This is a genomic window from Streptomyces sp. NPDC002851 (assembly GCF_053591935.1).
Genome location: NZ_JBSFUT010000047.1, coordinates 42,470 through 57,832 on the forward strand (window position 1 = coordinate 42,470; position 15,363 = coordinate 57,832).

Sequence of the window (15,363 nt, forward strand, 5' to 3'; positions counted from 1 at the left end):
ACAAACCGAGAGGCCCAACTCCGCTTCTGACGCGTGGGTTCTACGTGGTTTCCGGTACCGGAGAACGGGGAGGGCGCCGGACCACGGTAGGGCTGCGGGCACCGTCAGCCAATCTGGTTATCCACAGGCGGTGTGGATGACGGACCCTATGCTGTGGAGAACTCCCTGAATCCTGTGCACGGCTCGGTGGACAGCGCTGTGAACAAGCCCTCAGCACTACCGGAAAACAGCCTCTGACCAGGCGTTTCCTTGTCCCCTCGCTGTGCATAAGAAAAACTTCGCCCATCGGGCCAAGATCACAACAAACGGCATGGCACGCGGCACCCGACCCCAGCACAGGTAAGGGTCTTTCGTGCATTGCATCTCTTACCTGTGGAAGATTACATTGGTGCGCATGACCCAGGCTCCCCCGACGCCCCAGGCTGTCCGAAGACAGCACGACCGAGAGATCATCGCGCTGGCGATACCGGCCTTCGGAGCGCTTGTCGCCGAGCCCCTCTTCGTGATGGCCGACACGGCCATCGTCGGCCACCTCGGCACCGCACAGCTCGCGGGCCTCGGTGTCGCCTCCGCCCTGCTCACCACGGGCGTCAGCATCTTCGTCTTCCTCGCATACGCCACCACCGCCGCCGTCGCCCGCAGGGTCGGCGCCGGGGACATGCAGTCCGCCATCCGTCAGGGCATGGACGGCATCTGGCTCGCCCTGCTGCTCGGCCTGGCCGTCGTGGCTGTTCTGCTGCCGACGGCACCGGCGATCGTCGACCTCTTCGGCGCCTCCGACACCGCGGCCCCGCATGCCATCACGTATCTGCGGATCTCGGCGCTCGGCATCCCGGCCATGCTGGTCGTCCTCGCCGCCACCGGTGTCCTGCGCGGACTCCAGGACACCAAGACCCCGCTGTACGTGGCGATCGCGGGGTTCCTCAGCAACGCCCTGCTCAATGTCGGCCTGGTCTACGGCGCGGGGCTCGGCATCGCCGGCTCCGCCTGGGGCACCGTCATCGCCCAGCTCGGTATGGCGGCCGCCTATCTCGTCGTCGTGGTCCGCGGCGCCCGGCGGCACGGCGCCTCGCTGCGCCCGGACGCCGCCGGAATCAGGGCCTGCGCCCAGGCAGGCGTTCCCCTTCTGGTCCGTACGCTCTCGCTGCGCGCCATCCTGATGATCGCGACCGCGGTCGCCGCCCGCCTCGGTGACGCGGATATCGCCGCCCACCAGATCATCCTGACCCTCTGGAGTCTGCTCGCCTTCGCCCTCGATGCCATCGCCATAGCCGGGCAGGCCATCATCGGCCGCTATCTGGGAGCCGGGGACGAGCAGGGGGCCCGGGACGCCTGCCGCCGCATGGTGCAGTGGGGCATCGTCTCCGGGATCGTGCTCGGGCTCCTGGTGATCGTGGCCCGGCCGGTGTTCCTGCCGCTGTTCACCAGCGACACCGGTGTGCAGGACGCCGCCTTCGTCGCCCTCCTGGTCGTGGCCCTCTCCCAGCCCATCTCCGGCATCGTGTTCGTTCTCGACGGAGTTCTGATGGGCGCGGGCGACGGGCCGTACCTGGCCTGGGCGATGCTGATCACCCTCGCCGTCTTCATCCCGGCCGCGCTTCTGGTGCCCTCCTTCGGCGGCGGTCTTACCGCGCTCTGGGGAGCGATGACGCTGATGATGACGGTCCGCATGCTGACCCTGTGGCTACGGGCGAGCTCCGGCCGCTGGATCATCACCGGCGCCACGCGCTGACGCGGCGGGGACGGCGGCGCTTTCCACGGCCCTCCGCGTTTCACGTGAAACACCCGGTCTGCGTGAGAAGGCACGCGGTTTCACGTGAAACACGCACCCGCCCCACCAACACACAAACGCCCCGCGCAAGCACGCATAAGCATGTGGGGCCCGCACCCCCGAAGGGTGCGGGCCCCACATCTGCTTCAGCAGTGCCGAGTGCAGCGCTTACGCGGCGACAACCTCGATGTTGACCTTGGCGGCCACCTCGGGGTGCAGACGCACGGACGTCTCGTGGGCGCCCAGCGTCTTGATCGGCGCGCCCAGCTCGACGCGGCGCTTGTCGACCTTCGGGCCACCGGCAGCCTCGATCGCCGAAGCGATGTCGGCCGGGGTGACGGAACCGAAGAGACGACCGGCGTCACCGGAGCGGACCGCAAGACGGACCTTGACCGCCTCGAGCTGGCCCTTGATCTGGTTGGCCTGCTCGATGGTCTGGATCTCGTGGATCTTGCGAGCGCGACGGATCTGCTCGACGTCCTTCTCGCCGCCCTTGGTCCAGCGGATAGCGAGCTTCCGCGGAACCAGGTAGTTACGGGCGTACCCGTCCTTGACGTCGACGACGTCGCCCGCGGCACCGAGGCCGGAGACCTCGTGGGTAAGGATGATCTTCATGAGTCGGTCACCCTTTCCTTAGCGCGCGGTGGACGTGTAGGGCAGCAGCGCCATCTCACGGCTGTTCTTCACGGCCGTGGCGACGTCACGCTGGTGCTGCGTGCAGTTGCCGGTCACGCGGCGGGCACGGATCTTGCCGCGGTCGGAAATGAACTTCCGCAGCATGTTCGTGTCCTTGTAGTCCACGTACGTGACCTTGTCCTTGCAGAAAGCGCAGACCTTTTTCTTCGGCTTGCGCACAGGCGGCTTCGCCATGGTGTTTCTCCTGTGTGATCAAGAAGTGTGGGTGCAACCCGCCTTCTCGCCGTAAGGCCCGCAGGCCCTGAGGCTCAGAAGGGGGGTTCGTCCGAGTAGCCGCCGCCGGAGCCGCCGGAGCTACCGCCCCAGCCGCCTCCGCCGCCCTGCTGGCCACCGCCGGCCGGCGCACCGGTCGCCCAGGGGTCGTCGGCGGGAGCACCGCCGCCACCCTGCTGCGGACCGCCACCGGGGCCACCGCCCCAGCCGCCACCGCCCTGCTGGCCACCGCCGTAGCCGCCACCCTGGGCACCGCGGCCGCTGGTCTTGGTGACCTTGGCCGTGGCGTTACGGAGGCTGGCGCCGACCTCGTCGACGTCCAGCTCGTAGACCGTGCGCTTGATGCCCTCACGGTCCTCGTAGGACCGCTGCTTCAGCCGGCCCTGCACGATGACGCGCATGCCTCGCTGGAGCGACTCCGCGACGTTCTCCGCCGCCTGGCGCCAGACCGAGCAGGTCAGGAACAGGCTCTCGCCGTCCTTCCACTCATTGGTCTGACGGTCGAAGGTGCGCGGGGTGGACGCGACACGGAACTTCGCGACCGCCGCACCGGAGGGGGTGAAGCGCAGCTCGGGGTCGTCGACAAGATTGCCGACGACCGTGATGACGGTCTCGCCTGCCATGGGGGAACCTCTCGGCGGGTTTGCTGCTGGCTGCTTGCTGCTACTCGAATCCCGAGCGCCGCTGAACTAGGAAGTTCAGTGGGTCTCGGGGCGGAGGACCTTGGTCCGGAGGACCGACTCGTTCAGGTTCATCTGGCGGTCGAGCTCCTTGACGACCGCAGGCTCGGCCTGCAGGTCGATGACCGAGTAGATGCCCTCGGGCTTCTTCTTGATCTCGTACGAGAGACGACGACGGCCCCAGGTGTCGACCTTCTCGACCTTCCCGTTGCCCTCACGGACGACGGAGAGGAAGTTCTCGATCAGCGGGGAGACAGCGCGCTCCTCGAGATCGGGGTCGAGGATGACCATCACCTCGTAGTGACGCATGTGGAACCCACCTCCTTTGGACTCAGCGGCCACGGTCGTTCCGTGGCAGGAGGGTCGTGATGCGTACGCAACGGTATCGGCCACCACTGACAATCGGCCTCGGAGACCGAGGCGCTTGACGTGGTCGGGGCAGACACCGGTGCAGACGGTACAGAGTACCCGCCCCCGCCTTCCGGTTGAAATCAGCAAGCGAGCGGACGCAATCTGGACACATCGGGTGTGTACGGCGCTACGATGCGCCGCTTCTCCGCCAGGAGGTGCCTCATGGCACAGGTAGTGCGACCCAACACCGCGGGCTCTCTTCTCGCCACCGACCACAAGCCTCATCCGCTCCAGGACACCCTGGTCACGGTGGCTCTGGTGCTCGGAGCCACCGCGTTCGTCTCCGCAATGTTCCACAACCTCCACCTGCTCAGCTCCTGGGCCGGCTTGGCCGGGATCGTCGCCGCCGGGTACGGGCAGTTCATCTCGGAGACGACCCGGGAGCGGTTCGGGCTGATCCTCGCCCTGGGCGCTTCCGGAGTCGGCTTCTATCTGGGGATTGCGCACGGCGGCCTCTGGGGCGGCGTGCTCGGCTGAGCGCGCGGCGGAGTCGCATACGGCCAGTCGGGGCGCTCCCCGGGCGCAGTAGGCTTCGGCGCGAGAGCCGGAACCCCTGCCCCATGGGGACACACCAGCCGAGGAGCGCCCCGCATGAGCCTGACCCTGAGCACCATCAGCCGAGAGCAGCATCTGGCATATATCCAGAGCCTGCCGTCGGCCAGTCACTGCCAGGTACCGGCGTGGGCTGATGTGAAGAACGAGTGGCGCTCGGAGAGCCTGGGCTGGTTCGACAAGTCCGGTGAGCTCGTCGGGGCCGGCCTGGTGCTGTACCGCCAGCTGCCCAAGATCAAGCGTTACCTCGCGTATCTGCCCGAGGGCCCGGTCATCAACTGGAACGCGCCGAACCTGGAGGAGTGGCTGGCCCCGATGCTGGCGCACCTCAAGCAACAGGGCGCGTTCTCCGTGAAGATGGGGCCGCCGGTGGTCATCCGCCGCTGGGAGGCCCCGAGCATCAAGAAGGGCATCCAGAACCCGGACGTCAAGCGGCTGCGGGACGTCGAGGCGGATGTCATCGAGCCGCGCGCCTTCGAGGTCGCGGACCGGCTGCGCAAGATGGGCTGGCAGCAGGGCGAGGACGGCGGCGCCGGGTTCGGCGACGTCCAGCCGCGCTATGTGTTCCAGGTGCCGCTGGCGAACCGTTCGCTCGACGAGGTACAGAAGAGCTTCAACCAGCTGTGGCGGCGCAACATCAAGAAGGCCGAGAAGGCCGGCGTCGAGGTCGTCCAGGGCGGCTACGACGATCTGCCCGTGTGGCAGGAGCTCTACGAGGTCACCGCGGAGCGGGACCGCTTCCGGCCGCGCCCGCTCAGCTACTTCCAGCGGCAGTGGAAGGCCCTCAACGCCGAGGACCCCAACCGCATGCGGCTGTACTTCGCCAAGCACGAGGGCGAGGCGCTCGCCGCGGCCACGATGATCACCGTCGGCAGCCATGTCTGGTACTCGTACGGCGCCTCGGTGAACCACAAGCGCGAGGTGCGGCCCTCCAACGCCATGCAGTGGCGGATGCTCCGGGACGCCTACGCGCTCGGCGCGAGCGTCTACGACCTGCGCGGCATCTCCGACACCCTGGACGAGACCGACCACCTCTTCGGCCTGATCCAGTTCAAGGTCGGCACCGGCGGCCAGGCCGTCGAGTACATCGGTGAGTGGGACTTCCCGCTCAACAAGCTGCTGCACAAGGCGCTCGAGATCTACATGTCGAAGCGCTGAGTAGGCACAGCGAGCACGGATAGGCTCACTGTCCTCAGCATCTCCAACCACACCGCAGACACAGAAAGGTTCCGGGACCGGCCATGGCGCTCACGCTCTACGTCGACACCGCGCGCTGGCGGGCACACCACAAGCAGGTGCTCGAGCAGTTCCCGGGGCTGATCCCCGTCTGCAAGGGGAACGGGTACGGCTTCGGCCACGAGCGCCTGGCCGACGAGGTCACCCGCATCGGCGCGGACATGCTCGCCGTCGGCACCACCTACGAGGCCGCCCGGATCAAGGACTGGTTCGGCGGTGACCTGCTGGTCCTGACCCCGTTCCGGCGGGGCGAGGAGCCGGTGCCGCTGCCCGACCGCGTCATCCGCTCCGTCTCCTCCGTGGAGGGCGTGCACGGCCTGGTCGGCGCCCGGGTCGTCATCGAGCTCATGAGCTCGATGAAGCGGCACGGCGTCAACGAGCAGGAGCTCGCGAGCCTCCACGCCGCCATAGAGGATGTGCGCCTGGAGGGCTTCGGCATCCACCTGCCGCTCGACCGCACCGACGGCTCCGACGCCGTCGAGGAGGTCATCGCGTGGATGGACCGGCTCCGCGCCGCCCGGCTTCCGCTGCACACCATGTTCGTCAGCCATCTCTCGGCCCAGGAACTGGCCCGTCTGCAGCAGCAGTTCCCGCAGACCCGGTTCCGCGCCCGCATCGGTACCCGGCTCTGGCTGGGGGACCACGACGCGACCGAGTACCGCGGCTCCGTCCTCGATGTCACCCGCGTCGCGAAGGGCGACCGGTTCGGCTACCGCCAGCAGCGCGCCGCCTCCGATGGCTTCCTGGTCGTCGTCGCGGGCGGTACGTCGCACGGCGTGGGCCTGGAAGCGCCGAAGGCGCTGCACGGCGTGATGCCGCGCGCGAAGGGCGTGGCCCGGGCGGGTCTCGCGACCGTCAACCGCAATCTGTCGCCGTTCGTCTGGTCCGGCAAGCAGCGCTGGTTCGCGGAGCCGCCGCACATGCAGGTATCCATCCTGTTCGTGCCGTCGGACGTCCCGGAGCCGCGGGTGGGCGACGAGCTGGTGGCCCATCTCCGGCACACCACCACGCAGTTCGACCGCATGGTCGACCACTGACCGACCCCTTCATCACGACGACGCGGGACCCGCGGCCACTGGCCCGGGTCCCGCGTCGGTTCACCTGCCGGGGCGGACGCCCCCTCAGGGCGAGGCGTCTCCCGTGACCGCGCCGTGCTGCGCCGTCCCCGTCCCCGTGCCCCACGCGACATAGGTCCCCGGGGCCTGATGCGCCGCGGCATGCCGCGGCGGGTGCGCCGCCCGCCCCAGGCTGAAGACATCGGGCGCCCGGTCGAGCACTCCGCCCGACGGATCGTCGGAGCCGTCCCGGCGGACCACGTCCCGCTCCGGCATCAGGATGTCCCGTACCACCACGGCGCAGAGATAGAGCGTGCCGAGGATGTGGGCGATGATCGCGAGCTGATAGCCCTCCTGCGGCAGCCCCTGGTGCTTGTCACCGCTCGTCGTGTACGCGAGGTACATCCAGATGCCCAGGAAGTACGCGACCTCGCACGCCTGCCAGATCAGGAAGTCCCGCCAGCGGGGCCGGGCCAGCGCAGCGAGCGGGATCAGCCACAACACGTACTGCGGCGAATAGACCTTGTTGGTGAGCACAAAGGCGGCGACGACGAGCAGGGCGAGCTGGGCGAACCGCGGCCGCCGCGGGGCGGTCAGCGTGAGCGCCCCGATACCGAGGCAGGCCAGGGCCATCAGGGCGGTGGCAAGGGTATTCACCGTCTCGGTGCTGAGTGGGTTGTTCGAGTGCTGCTGCAGGATCAGCCAGAAGGAGCCGAAGTCGACGCCGCGCTCCTGGCTGAAGGTGTAGAACTTCTGCCACCCCTCGGACGCGAGGACCATCACCGGCAGGTTCACCACGAGCCAGGAGCCGACCGCGCCACCGGCCGCCATTCCGAACTCCCGCCACCGTCCGGCCCTCCAGCAGAGCACGAGGAGCGGGCCGAGCAGCAGCACGGGATAGAGCTTCGCGGCGGTCGCGAGGCCGAGGAGCACCCCGAAGGCCAGGGCCCGTCCACGCGACCACATCAGCATGGCGGCGGCGGTGAGCGCGATGGCAAGCAGGTCCCAGTTGATGGTCGCGGTGAGCGCACCGGCGGGCGCCAGGGCGACAAGGAGTCCGTCCCAGGGGCGGCGCCGGTGCGTGCGCGCGACACAGACCGCGATGATCACGGCGCAGACCATCAGCATCGACGCATTGGCGAGCCAATAGATCTGCTCGCGGTGCTGCACGCCGCCACCGTCGGGCACGACCCAGGACGCGACCTCCATGAACACGCCGGTCAGGACCGGGTATTCGAGGTACTCCATGTCCCCGGAGATCTTGTCGAAGTACGGCACCAGGCCCTCCGCGAAGCCCCGCCCGGCGAAGAGATGGGGGATATCGGAGTAGCAGGCGTGGGTGTACTGCGCACCCGCGCCGAAGAACCACGCCCCGTTGTAGCAGGGCAGCTTCTGCACCATGCCGAGCGCGAACATCCCGATGGCCACCAGGGCCACGACCCGGACCGGGGTCCACCAGCTCGCACCGAGCAGTGCCCGCCGGCCGAGAGGGCCTCCGATCACCTCACTACCGGCCGCGGCGATCTCGTCGTGTCTGGTGGGGGGTACCGGCGAGGACGGCTCCTCCGGCCGCCGCGGGTGCGAGTGCTGCGCGCTCGGGTTCGGGCTCGTGCTGCTCGTCATGGGCCACATCCTGCCGTACGTGCCGGGGGACGCGGCGAGGGCCGCCGCACCCTCAGGTGCGACGGCCCTCGTTTCACGTGAAACACCCGGCTTCGACGCCCGCCGTTCCACGCAGAACTCGCTGTTTCACGTGAAACACGGGCCCGGAGGCGGGGCGGCCGCCCGGCTAGCCGTTCGGCCCGCCGAGGAAGCCTCCTCCGCCGCCGTTACCGCCGCTATCGCCACCCGTATCGCCGCCGGTCGGTGGCTCGGGGGTCGGCGTGGTGCCGCCCGTCTCGCCGCCGTCGACACCACCGTCGGTCCCGCCTTCGGACGTCCCACCGTCCGGCTCACAGTTCCACTCCCACTGTCCACAGGTCTCGCCCGGACCGGGTTCGCCCGTGGCCGACTCGGACGGGTTGGGCTCCGTGGGACTCGGGGACGTGCTCTCGTCCGGCTCCTCGGTGGGCGTCGGCGTGGGGCTGGGGCTCTGTGCACCGCCGCCGAACACGACCTCGCCGATGGGCTGGGGAGGCGTGAACGTCATGGGCGTCGTGCCCTTAAGGGCCCGGAGCATGTAGTCGTGCCAGATCTGGGCCGGGAACGAGGCGCCGTGGATCTTCTCCTCACCCCCGGTCCCGAACATCTCCAGGAACTTGCGGTTCTTCGCCTTCGCGTCGTCGTTCAGCCGGTACATGCTGATCGCCGTCGACATCTGCGGCGTGTACCCGACGAACCAGGCCGACTTGTTGCCGTCCGTGGTACCGGTCTTGCCCGCCACCTGTCGGTCGGGGAGCTTTGCGGACGTACCGGTTCCCTTGTCCACGACGTTCTTCAGCACGTCCGTGACGTTGTTCGCCACATTCGCGTCGAAGGGACTCTTGGTCTGCGGCTTGTGCTTGTACTCGACCTGGCCCTTCTTCTTGACCTCGATGACCGAGTACGGGTCGTTCTGCTTGCCCTGCGCCGCGAAGGTGGCGTAGGCACCGGCCATCCGGATCGCACTCGGCGAGTCGATGCCGACCGAGACCGAGGGCACATTGCCCTTGGTCAGACCGTCCTCGAGCAGCCCCGCATCGACCGCGGACTCCCGCACCTTGTCGATGCCGACGTCCATACCGAGCTGTACGAACGGGGAGTTGGCGGAGACCCGCATGGCCTCACGGAGCGTGATGGCGTAGTCGGGCGGCGTGCCGTACGACTCCTCGCCGTCATTCCGCTGCAGCCACTGCTCGCCCTTCTCGTTCTGCCAGACCGTCCCGTCGTAGTTCTTGATCTTCAGGTCGTTCTTGCCGTTGTAGCGGCTGCTCGGCGAGACCTTCTTCCGCTCGGAGTCGGGCTGGTCCAGACCCATCTTGGGGTTCAGCTTTCCGTCCCGCATCGCGGCCGCGAGGACGAAGGGCTTGAAGGTCGAGCCGACCTGGGCGCCTGTCACGTCCGCGTTGTTCGTGAAGTGCTTGGCGTAGTCCGTACCGCCGTAGATGGCGACGATCGCGCCGTCCTTGGGGTCCACCGACGCACCGCCGAACTGGACGTGGGTGTCCTTCTTCGGGCGGGCCTTGATGTCGATGTTCTCCTTGTAGACGGCCGTGACGGCCTTCTTCAGCTGGCCGACCTTCTTCTTGTCGAAGGTCGTCTTGATCTCGTAGCCACCACGCTGCAGATCCTCCTCGCTGATGTCCGTGTTGTTGAGGATGTAGGACTTGGCAAGGTTGACGAGGTAACCGGTCTGACCGCTCAGCTGCTGGTTGTTCCGCGGGCTCTCCACCTCGGGGAACTTCGGGAACTCCGCCCGCTCATCGCGCGTCAGGTGCTTGTCCTTGACCATCTCGTCAAGGATCCACTTCCAGCGCTTCTCGGCCCTCTCCCGGTTCGCCTGCGGGGTGGCCGCCGGGTCGATGGCGGTGGCACCGGCCGGGTCGTAGTACGTCGCGCCCTTGAGGACCGCCGCGAGGAAGGCGCACTGGCTCGCATTGAGCTCTTCGGCGTCCTTCTTGAAGTAGGCGCGGGCGGCCGCCTGGATGCCGTAGGCGCCGCGGCCGTAGTAGGCGGTGTTCAGGTACCCCGCCATGATCTCTTCCTTCTCCATCTGCGCTCCCACCTTTATGGAGATGAAGAGCTCCCGGAACTTACGCGTGAGCGTCTGGTCCTGGGAGAGCATGGAGTTCTTGACGTACTGCTGGGTGATCGTCGAGCCACCCTGGGTGTCGCCGCCCTTGGCCATGTTGAAGGCCGCGCGGGCGATACCCATGGGGTCGACGCCCTTGTCCTTCATGAACGTCTTGTTCTCGGCCGACATGACCGCGAACCGCATCTCCTTGGGGATCTCCGCGTACGGGATGATCTGGCGGTTGTATTCACCCCCCGTGGCGACCATTTGCGAGCCGTCTTTCCACAGGTACACGTTGTTCTGCGCCCGTGCGGCGTCCGACGGCTTGGGGATGTCCACAAGCGCGTACCCGACACCCGCCGCGGCCACGAGGAGACCGCAGAAGCCGATGAACGTGCCCATCAGCTGCTTCCAGGAGGGCACCAGCTTCCGCCAGCCGTCCTTGCCCGCGCGCGGGTAGTCGATCAGACGCTTCTTGCCCGGCGGCTCGGCTCCGCGGCCGCGGCCACGCCCCGGTCCGCCCGCGCCACCCATGCCTGCCGAACCACCGGCGGCCCGGCGGCCACCACCGCCGGCTCCGTCGGGCGCGCGGCGTCGGCCGCCACTGCGCTGGGCGGCGCGACGGGCCTCTGCCCGGCCGCCGTACGGACGTTCCTCTCCGGCGCCGTACGATCCGGCAGCAGCACCTCCGGAGCCCGGGGGTGCTGCACGTCGGCCGGAGGACGATCCAGTGAAGCCGCGCCTGGCCGCGGCACGTCCGCCGCCCTGCGGTGGCGGTTTGCGACGGTGCTCGCTCATCGAACAACTACTCCTCGGGCAGGCGCAGACTCCGCGCCTGGAAAGCGGCAGAATTTCCAGTCCCCCGAAGTGCGGACGGGCCCGATTCCGGACTCGACCGCACTGCCCCCGGGACGACGACGCAGTCTGGCGCCACGTGGTTCCCGGTGGTCTGCATGCGGCACAGACTACGCACCGTCAAAACCCACCTAGGGCCGAAGTTCACCCCAAATCAGGCACTTCGCTTCGTACGAATCGGTGATGTGACGCCGTTCACCGCACCCCCTCTTGTCGCTTCCCGAGGGCCGATCTATCGTCGTGATGTATCGAGTCGATACATCAGCTCGACATAAAGGCCGCAGGGAACCATGGCAGAGGAGGAGGGCGAAGCATGAGCAGACGCTCCGGCATCCTCGAGTTCGCCGTCCTCGGCCTGCTCCGCGAATCCCCGATGCACGGCTATGAGCTGCGCAAACGGCTCAACACCTCACTCGGGGTGTTCCGCGCCTTCAGCTACGGGTCGCTCTACCCCTGCCTCAAGGCGCTGGTCGCCAACGGCTGGCTGGCCGAGGACTCGGACAGCGCAGCAGAGGACCCCCTGGCCGCACCACTGGCCGGCCGCCGGGCCAAGATCGTCTACAGGTTGACGGCGGAAGGTAAGGAGCACTTCACGGAGCTGCTCGCCCAGACGGGCCCCGACGCCTATGAGGACGAGCACTTCGCCGCCCGCTTCGCCTTCTTCGGACAGACCTCGCGCGACGTACGCATGCGGGTGCTCGAGGGCCGCCGAAGCCGGCTCGAGGAGCGCCTCGAGAAGATGCGCGCCTCTCTGGCCAGGACCCGGGAACGCCTTGACGACTACACGCTCGAGCTACAGCGACACGGCATGGAGTCCGTCGAGCGCGAGGTCCGCTGGTTGAACGAGCTCATCGAGAGCGAACGCATGGGGCGTGACCAGCAGCGGTCCACCCCCGAGAACCCTGCTCAGCAGGACACATCGGAAAAGACGGGCGGCCTGCCCCGGTACCGGGACAGCTCCCGGCCGGATCCGTCCGACGACACCACCAAGTGAGGCCCCGCGAACAGTGCGGGCCTCGTCGAGAACAAACAGGGAGCAACCGGAATGGGTTCGGTTCGCGTAGCCATCGTCGGCGTGGGCAACTGCGCCGCCTCGCTGGTGCAGGGCGTCGAGTACTACAAGGACGCCGACCCGGCGGCCAAGGTCCCGGGCTTGATGCACGTCCAGTTCGGCGACTATCACGTCAAGGACATCGAGTTCGTCGCGGCCTTCGATGTCGACGCGAAGAAGGTCGGCCTCGACCTCGCGGACGCCATCGGCGCCTCCGAGAACAACACCATCAAGATCTGTGACGTCCCGTCCACGGGCGTCCAGGTCCAGCGCGGCCACACCCTTGACGGCCTGGGCAAGTACTACCGCCAGACCATCGAGGAGTCCGCCGAGGAGCCGGTCGACATCGTCCAGATCCTCAAGGACAAGCAGGTCGACGTCCTGGTCTGCTACCTGCCCGTCGGCTCCGAGGACGCGGCGAAGTACTACGCCCAGTGCGCCATCGACGCCAAGGTCGCCTTCGTCAACGCCCTTCCGGTCTTCATCGCCGGCACCAAGGAGTGGGCCGACAAGTTCACCGAGGCGGGCGTCCCGATCGTCGGTGACGACATCAAGTCGCAGGTCGGCGCCACCATCACGCACCGCGTCATGGCCAAGCTGTTCGAGGACCGGGGCGTCATCCTGGACCGCACGATGCAGCTGAACGTCGGCGGCAACATGGACTTCAAGAACATGCTCGAGCGCGAGCGCCTGGAGTCCAAGAAGATCTCCAAGACCCAGGCCGTCACCTCCCAGATCCCCGACCGCGAGCTCGGCGAGGACAACGTCCACATCGGCCCGTCCGACTACGTCGCCTGGCTCGACGACCGTAAGTGGGCCTACGTCCGCCTGGAGGGCCGTGCCTTCGGTGACGTCCCGCTGAACCTGGAGTACAAGCTCGAGGTCTGGGACTCTCCGAACTCGGCGGGCGTGATCATCGACGCCCTGCGTGCCGCGAAGATCGCCAAGGACCGCGGGGTCGGCGGCCCCGTCCTCTCGGCCTCCTCGTACTTCATGAAGTCCCCGCCGGTCCAGTACTTCGACGACCAGGCCCGGGAGAACGTGGAGAAGTTCATCAACGGCGAGGGCGAGCGCTGACCGCTCACTCCTTACGTCGCTTGATCACCGGCCCCCGGGAAATCCTCCCGGGGGCCTGAGCGTTGTGTGAGGCTGTGCCCCATGCCCGTCGTGCGTGATTTGCGCGTACTGCTGCGCTTCCGGAACTTCCGGCGGCTGCTGGTCGTCCGCCTGCTCTCCCAGTCCGCCGACGGCGTCTATCAGGTCGCCCTCGCCACGTACGTCGTGTTCTCCCCGGAGAAGCAGACCTCGGCCCTGGCCATCGCCTCCGCCATGGCCGTGCTCCTGCTGCCGTACTCCCTGATCGGCCCCTTCGCGGGCGTGCTCCTCGACCGCTGGCCGCGCCGCCAGGTCTTCCTGTACGGGAACCTGCTGCGGGCCGCACTCGCCACCGTCACGGCCGCCCTGATCGTGAGCAGCGTGCCCGACTGGCTCTTCTATCTGTCGGCCCTGTGTGTCACCGCGGTCAACCGCTTCGTCCTTGCCGGGCTCTCGGCCGCGCTGCCGCGCGTGGTGGACGCCGACCGCCTGATCATCGCCAACTCCCTTGCCCCGACGGCCGGAACGCTCGCCGCGACGGCCGGAGGCGGCCTCGCCTTCCTCGTCCGCCTGGCAGCCTCGGACTCGGACGCCGCGGTGGTGCTTCTCGGCGCCGCCCTCTATCTCTGCTCGGCACTCTCCGCGCTGCGCATGCCGCGAGAGCTGCTCGGCCCGGAACCGGGCCTGGTACAGCCACGGATCGGGGCCGCGGTGGCGTCCACCGCCAAGGGGCTGCTCGACGGGGTGCGGCATCTGGCCGCACCCGAACGGCGTCCCGCGGCCCGGGCGTTGGGGGCCATGACCGCGATGCGGTTCTGCTACGGGGCGCTGCTCATCACGGTCCTGATGCTCTGTCGGTACTCCTGGGCGGAGACCGAGTCCGAGGGGCTCGCGCTCCTCGGGCTTGCCCTCTTCATCTCCGGGGCCGGGTTCTTCGCGGCGGCGGTGGTGACGCCCTATGCCGCGGGACGGTTCGGCCCGGCGGGCTGGATCGTCGTGTGCGCGGGCATCGCCGCCGTTCTCGAACCCGCCCTCGGGCTGCCCTTCGAGCCGGTGCCGATGCTGATCGCCGCGTTCGTCCTGGGTCTCGTCAGCCAGGGCGTGAAGATCGCCACCGACACCGTCGTGCAGTCCTCGGTGGACGACGCCTTCCGCGGCCGGATCTTCTCCGTGTACGACGTGCTCTTCAACGTCGCCTTCGTGGCGGCGGCCGCAGTTGCCGCGCTGATGCTGCCGCCTGACGGTCGTTCGGCTCTGCTGGTCGTGATCGTGGCCGTGCTCTACGCGGCGGTTGCGGTGGCTATGGCCCACTTCGAGCGCCGATGAACTGTCACATCGCCGCCACAGAGCCGCACCAGGCTGCGGCTCACGCGGACCGCATCGGTACCTTACGGAGGCCATACACGCGCCAGTAGCGCACTCAACCAAGGGGGACCCCCGATGTCTTACCCGCCTCCCCAGGGGCCGGGCCAGCAGCCGTACGCACCACAGCCACCCGGGTACGGATACCAGCAGCCCCCGCAGCAGCAACAATGGGGAGCCCCGCCCCCGCAGCAGCAGTGGGGAGGCCCTCCGCAGCAACAGCAGCAGTGGGGAGCGCCGCCGCCTCCGCCTCCAGCACGCAGCGGGATGGGCGTCAAGCAGATACTCCGGATCGTCGGCATCGTCGTCGCCGTCATCGCCGTCGGAGTGTTCTGGATCCTGAGCCTGAACGACTCCGACAATGCGGAGGCGGGCGACTGCCTGACGAACAAGGGCACCATGTCCGCCCCCGATCTTGAGGTCGTGGAGTGCGGCGACTCGTCGGCCGAGTACGAGGTGGTCAAGCGGATCGACGACACGCTGGACGGCTCCAAGTGCGAGGGCGTTGCTGGAGCCACGCGCCCGTACAGCGAGCAGACCAGTGGAAGCCGGAGGAGCTCGGGCGAGCAGTTCGTGCTCTGCCTCAAGGACCTCTAAGGCACTGTGGGGCGGTGTTTCACGTGAAACACCGCCCCACAGCGCAAGGTAGGAAGAGCACACGACAGAACACCACT

General features: G+C 68.1%; 14 protein-coding genes. 8 read left to right on the plus strand and 6 right to left on the minus strand.

What is annotated here, in order from left to right; all coding sequences use genetic code 11:
• Window positions 1–394: 394 nt before the first annotated feature.
• Entirely contained in the window at window positions 395–1,732 is a 1,338-nt protein-coding gene (locus ACWD10_RS33990; RefSeq protein WP_451097531.1) for an MATE family efflux transporter, read from the plus strand.
• 207 nt (window positions 1,733–1,939) lie between these two features.
• Here ACWD10_RS33990 and rplI read toward each other — a convergent pair whose 3' ends face one another.
• From rplI to rpsF, 4 genes are all read right to left on the minus strand, one after another.
• A complete protein-coding gene (gene rplI / locus ACWD10_RS33995; RefSeq protein ID WP_451097532.1) occupies window positions 1,940–2,386 on the minus strand; it encodes a 50S ribosomal protein L9 in 447 nt (148 codons plus the stop codon).
• Between the two features lie 18 nt (window positions 2,387–2,404).
• Window positions 2,405–2,641 carry a 30S ribosomal protein S18 gene (rpsR, locus tag ACWD10_RS34000; RefSeq protein WP_003949403.1) on the minus strand — a complete coding sequence of 79 codons (237 nt, stop codon included), beginning with the start codon at window positions 2,639–2,641 and terminating at the stop codon, window positions 2,405–2,407.
• Window positions 2,642–2,715: 74 nt separating this feature from the next.
• A complete protein-coding gene (locus ACWD10_RS34005; protein ID WP_451097533.1) occupies window positions 2,716–3,303 on the minus strand; it encodes a single-stranded DNA-binding protein in 588 nt (195 codons plus the stop codon).
• 75 nt (window positions 3,304–3,378) lie between these two features.
• Window positions 3,379–3,669: a 30S ribosomal protein S6 gene (rpsF, locus tag ACWD10_RS34010; RefSeq protein ID WP_006604399.1), complete on the minus strand. Its 291-nt coding sequence runs from the start codon at window positions 3,667–3,669 to the stop codon at window positions 3,379–3,381.
• A 264-nt stretch (window positions 3,670–3,933) separates the two neighbouring features.
• Here rpsF and ACWD10_RS34015 point away from each other — a divergent pair, with 264 nt between their 5' ends.
• The 3 genes from ACWD10_RS34015 to ACWD10_RS34025 all read left to right on the plus strand — a co-directional run bounded on the left by ACWD10_RS34015 (window position 3,934) and on the right by ACWD10_RS34025 (window position 6,596).
• Window positions 3,934–4,248, plus strand: a complete 315-nt coding sequence (locus tag ACWD10_RS34015) for a hypothetical protein (RefSeq protein ID WP_451097534.1) — start codon at window positions 3,934–3,936, stop codon at window positions 4,246–4,248.
• 114 nt (window positions 4,249–4,362) lie between these two features.
• Window positions 4,363–5,481, plus strand: coding sequence for a lipid II:glycine glycyltransferase FemX (locus ACWD10_RS34020; RefSeq protein WP_451097535.1), 1,119 nt, complete (start codon window positions 4,363–4,365; stop codon window positions 5,479–5,481).
• A gap of 83 nt (window positions 5,482–5,564) precedes the next feature.
• A complete protein-coding gene (locus ACWD10_RS34025; RefSeq protein WP_451097536.1) occupies window positions 5,565–6,596 on the plus strand; it encodes an alanine racemase in 1,032 nt (343 codons plus the stop codon).
• An 84-nt stretch (window positions 6,597–6,680) separates the two neighbouring features.
• On the opposite strand, the gene ACWD10_RS34030 is transcribed toward ACWD10_RS34025, so the two are convergent.
• The gene (locus tag ACWD10_RS34030; RefSeq protein WP_451097537.1) at window positions 6,681–8,237 is read right to left on the minus strand and encodes a glycosyltransferase family 87 protein; all 1,557 of its coding nucleotides are present in this window, start codon (window positions 8,235–8,237) and stop codon (window positions 6,681–6,683) included.
• A gap of 166 nt (window positions 8,238–8,403) precedes the next feature.
• Window positions 8,404–11,124: a transglycosylase domain-containing protein gene (locus tag ACWD10_RS34035; protein WP_451097538.1), complete on the minus strand. Its 2,721-nt coding sequence runs from the start codon at window positions 11,122–11,124 to the stop codon at window positions 8,404–8,406.
• A gap of 370 nt (window positions 11,125–11,494) precedes the next feature.
• Here ACWD10_RS34035 and ACWD10_RS34040 point away from each other — a divergent pair, with 370 nt between their 5' ends.
• From ACWD10_RS34040 to ACWD10_RS34055, 4 genes are all read left to right on the plus strand, one after another.
• Complete coding sequence (locus tag ACWD10_RS34040) at window positions 11,495–12,175, plus strand: helix-turn-helix transcriptional regulator (protein WP_451097539.1); 681 nt, start codon at window positions 11,495–11,497, stop codon at window positions 12,173–12,175.
• Between the two features lie 51 nt (window positions 12,176–12,226).
• Window positions 12,227–13,309 (plus strand): inositol-3-phosphate synthase, encoded by a 1,083-nt coding sequence (locus ACWD10_RS34045; protein ID WP_451097540.1) that lies wholly within the window; start codon window positions 12,227–12,229, stop codon window positions 13,307–13,309.
• A gap of 81 nt (window positions 13,310–13,390) precedes the next feature.
• Window positions 13,391–14,653: an MFS transporter gene (locus ACWD10_RS34050; RefSeq protein ID WP_451097541.1), complete on the plus strand. Its 1,263-nt coding sequence runs from the start codon at window positions 13,391–13,393 to the stop codon at window positions 14,651–14,653.
• A 114-nt stretch (window positions 14,654–14,767) separates the two neighbouring features.
• Complete coding sequence (locus tag ACWD10_RS34055) at window positions 14,768–15,286, plus strand: LppU/SCO3897 family protein (RefSeq protein WP_451097542.1); 519 nt, start codon at window positions 14,768–14,770, stop codon at window positions 15,284–15,286.
• The last annotated feature ends 77 nt before the right edge of the window (window positions 15,287–15,363 follow it).

Bases quoted from the DNA above. Each gene is read 5' to 3' on its own strand.
- ACWD10_RS34045 (WP_451097540.1), top strand. From the start codon at position 12,227: ATGGGTTCGGTTCGCGTAGCCATCGTCGGCGTGGGCAACTGCGCCGCC.
- ACWD10_RS34030 (WP_451097537.1), bottom strand. From the start codon at position 8,237: ATGACGAGCAGCACGAGCCCGAACCCGAGCGCGCAGCACTCGCACCCG.
- ACWD10_RS34025 (WP_451097536.1), top strand. From the start codon at position 5,565: ATGGCGCTCACGCTCTACGTCGACACCGCGCGCTGGCGGGCACACCAC.
- ACWD10_RS34050 (WP_451097541.1), top strand. From the start codon at position 13,391: ATGCCCGTCGTGCGTGATTTGCGCGTACTGCTGCGCTTCCGGAACTTC.
- rpsR (WP_003949403.1), bottom strand. From the start codon at position 2,641: ATGGCGAAGCCGCCTGTGCGCAAGCCGAAGAAAAAGGTCTGCGCTTTC.
- ACWD10_RS33990 (WP_451097531.1), top strand. From the start codon at position 395: ATGACCCAGGCTCCCCCGACGCCCCAGGCTGTCCGAAGACAGCACGAC.
- ACWD10_RS34035 (WP_451097538.1), bottom strand. From the start codon at position 11,124: ATGAGCGAGCACCGTCGCAAACCGCCACCGCAGGGCGGCGGACGTGCC.
- ACWD10_RS34040 (WP_451097539.1), top strand. From the start codon at position 11,495: ATGAGCAGACGCTCCGGCATCCTCGAGTTCGCCGTCCTCGGCCTGCTC.
- rpsF (WP_006604399.1), bottom strand. From the start codon at position 3,669: ATGCGTCACTACGAGGTGATGGTCATCCTCGACCCCGATCTCGAGGAG.
- ACWD10_RS34005 (WP_451097533.1), bottom strand. From the start codon at position 3,303: ATGGCAGGCGAGACCGTCATCACGGTCGTCGGCAATCTTGTCGACGAC.
- ACWD10_RS34020 (WP_451097535.1), top strand. From the start codon at position 4,363: ATGAGCCTGACCCTGAGCACCATCAGCCGAGAGCAGCATCTGGCATAT.
- ACWD10_RS34055 (WP_451097542.1), top strand. From the start codon at position 14,768: ATGTCTTACCCGCCTCCCCAGGGGCCGGGCCAGCAGCCGTACGCACCA.
- rplI (WP_451097532.1), bottom strand. From the start codon at position 2,386: ATGAAGATCATCCTTACCCACGAGGTCTCCGGCCTCGGTGCCGCGGGC.
- ACWD10_RS34015 (WP_451097534.1), top strand. From the start codon at position 3,934: ATGGCACAGGTAGTGCGACCCAACACCGCGGGCTCTCTTCTCGCCACC.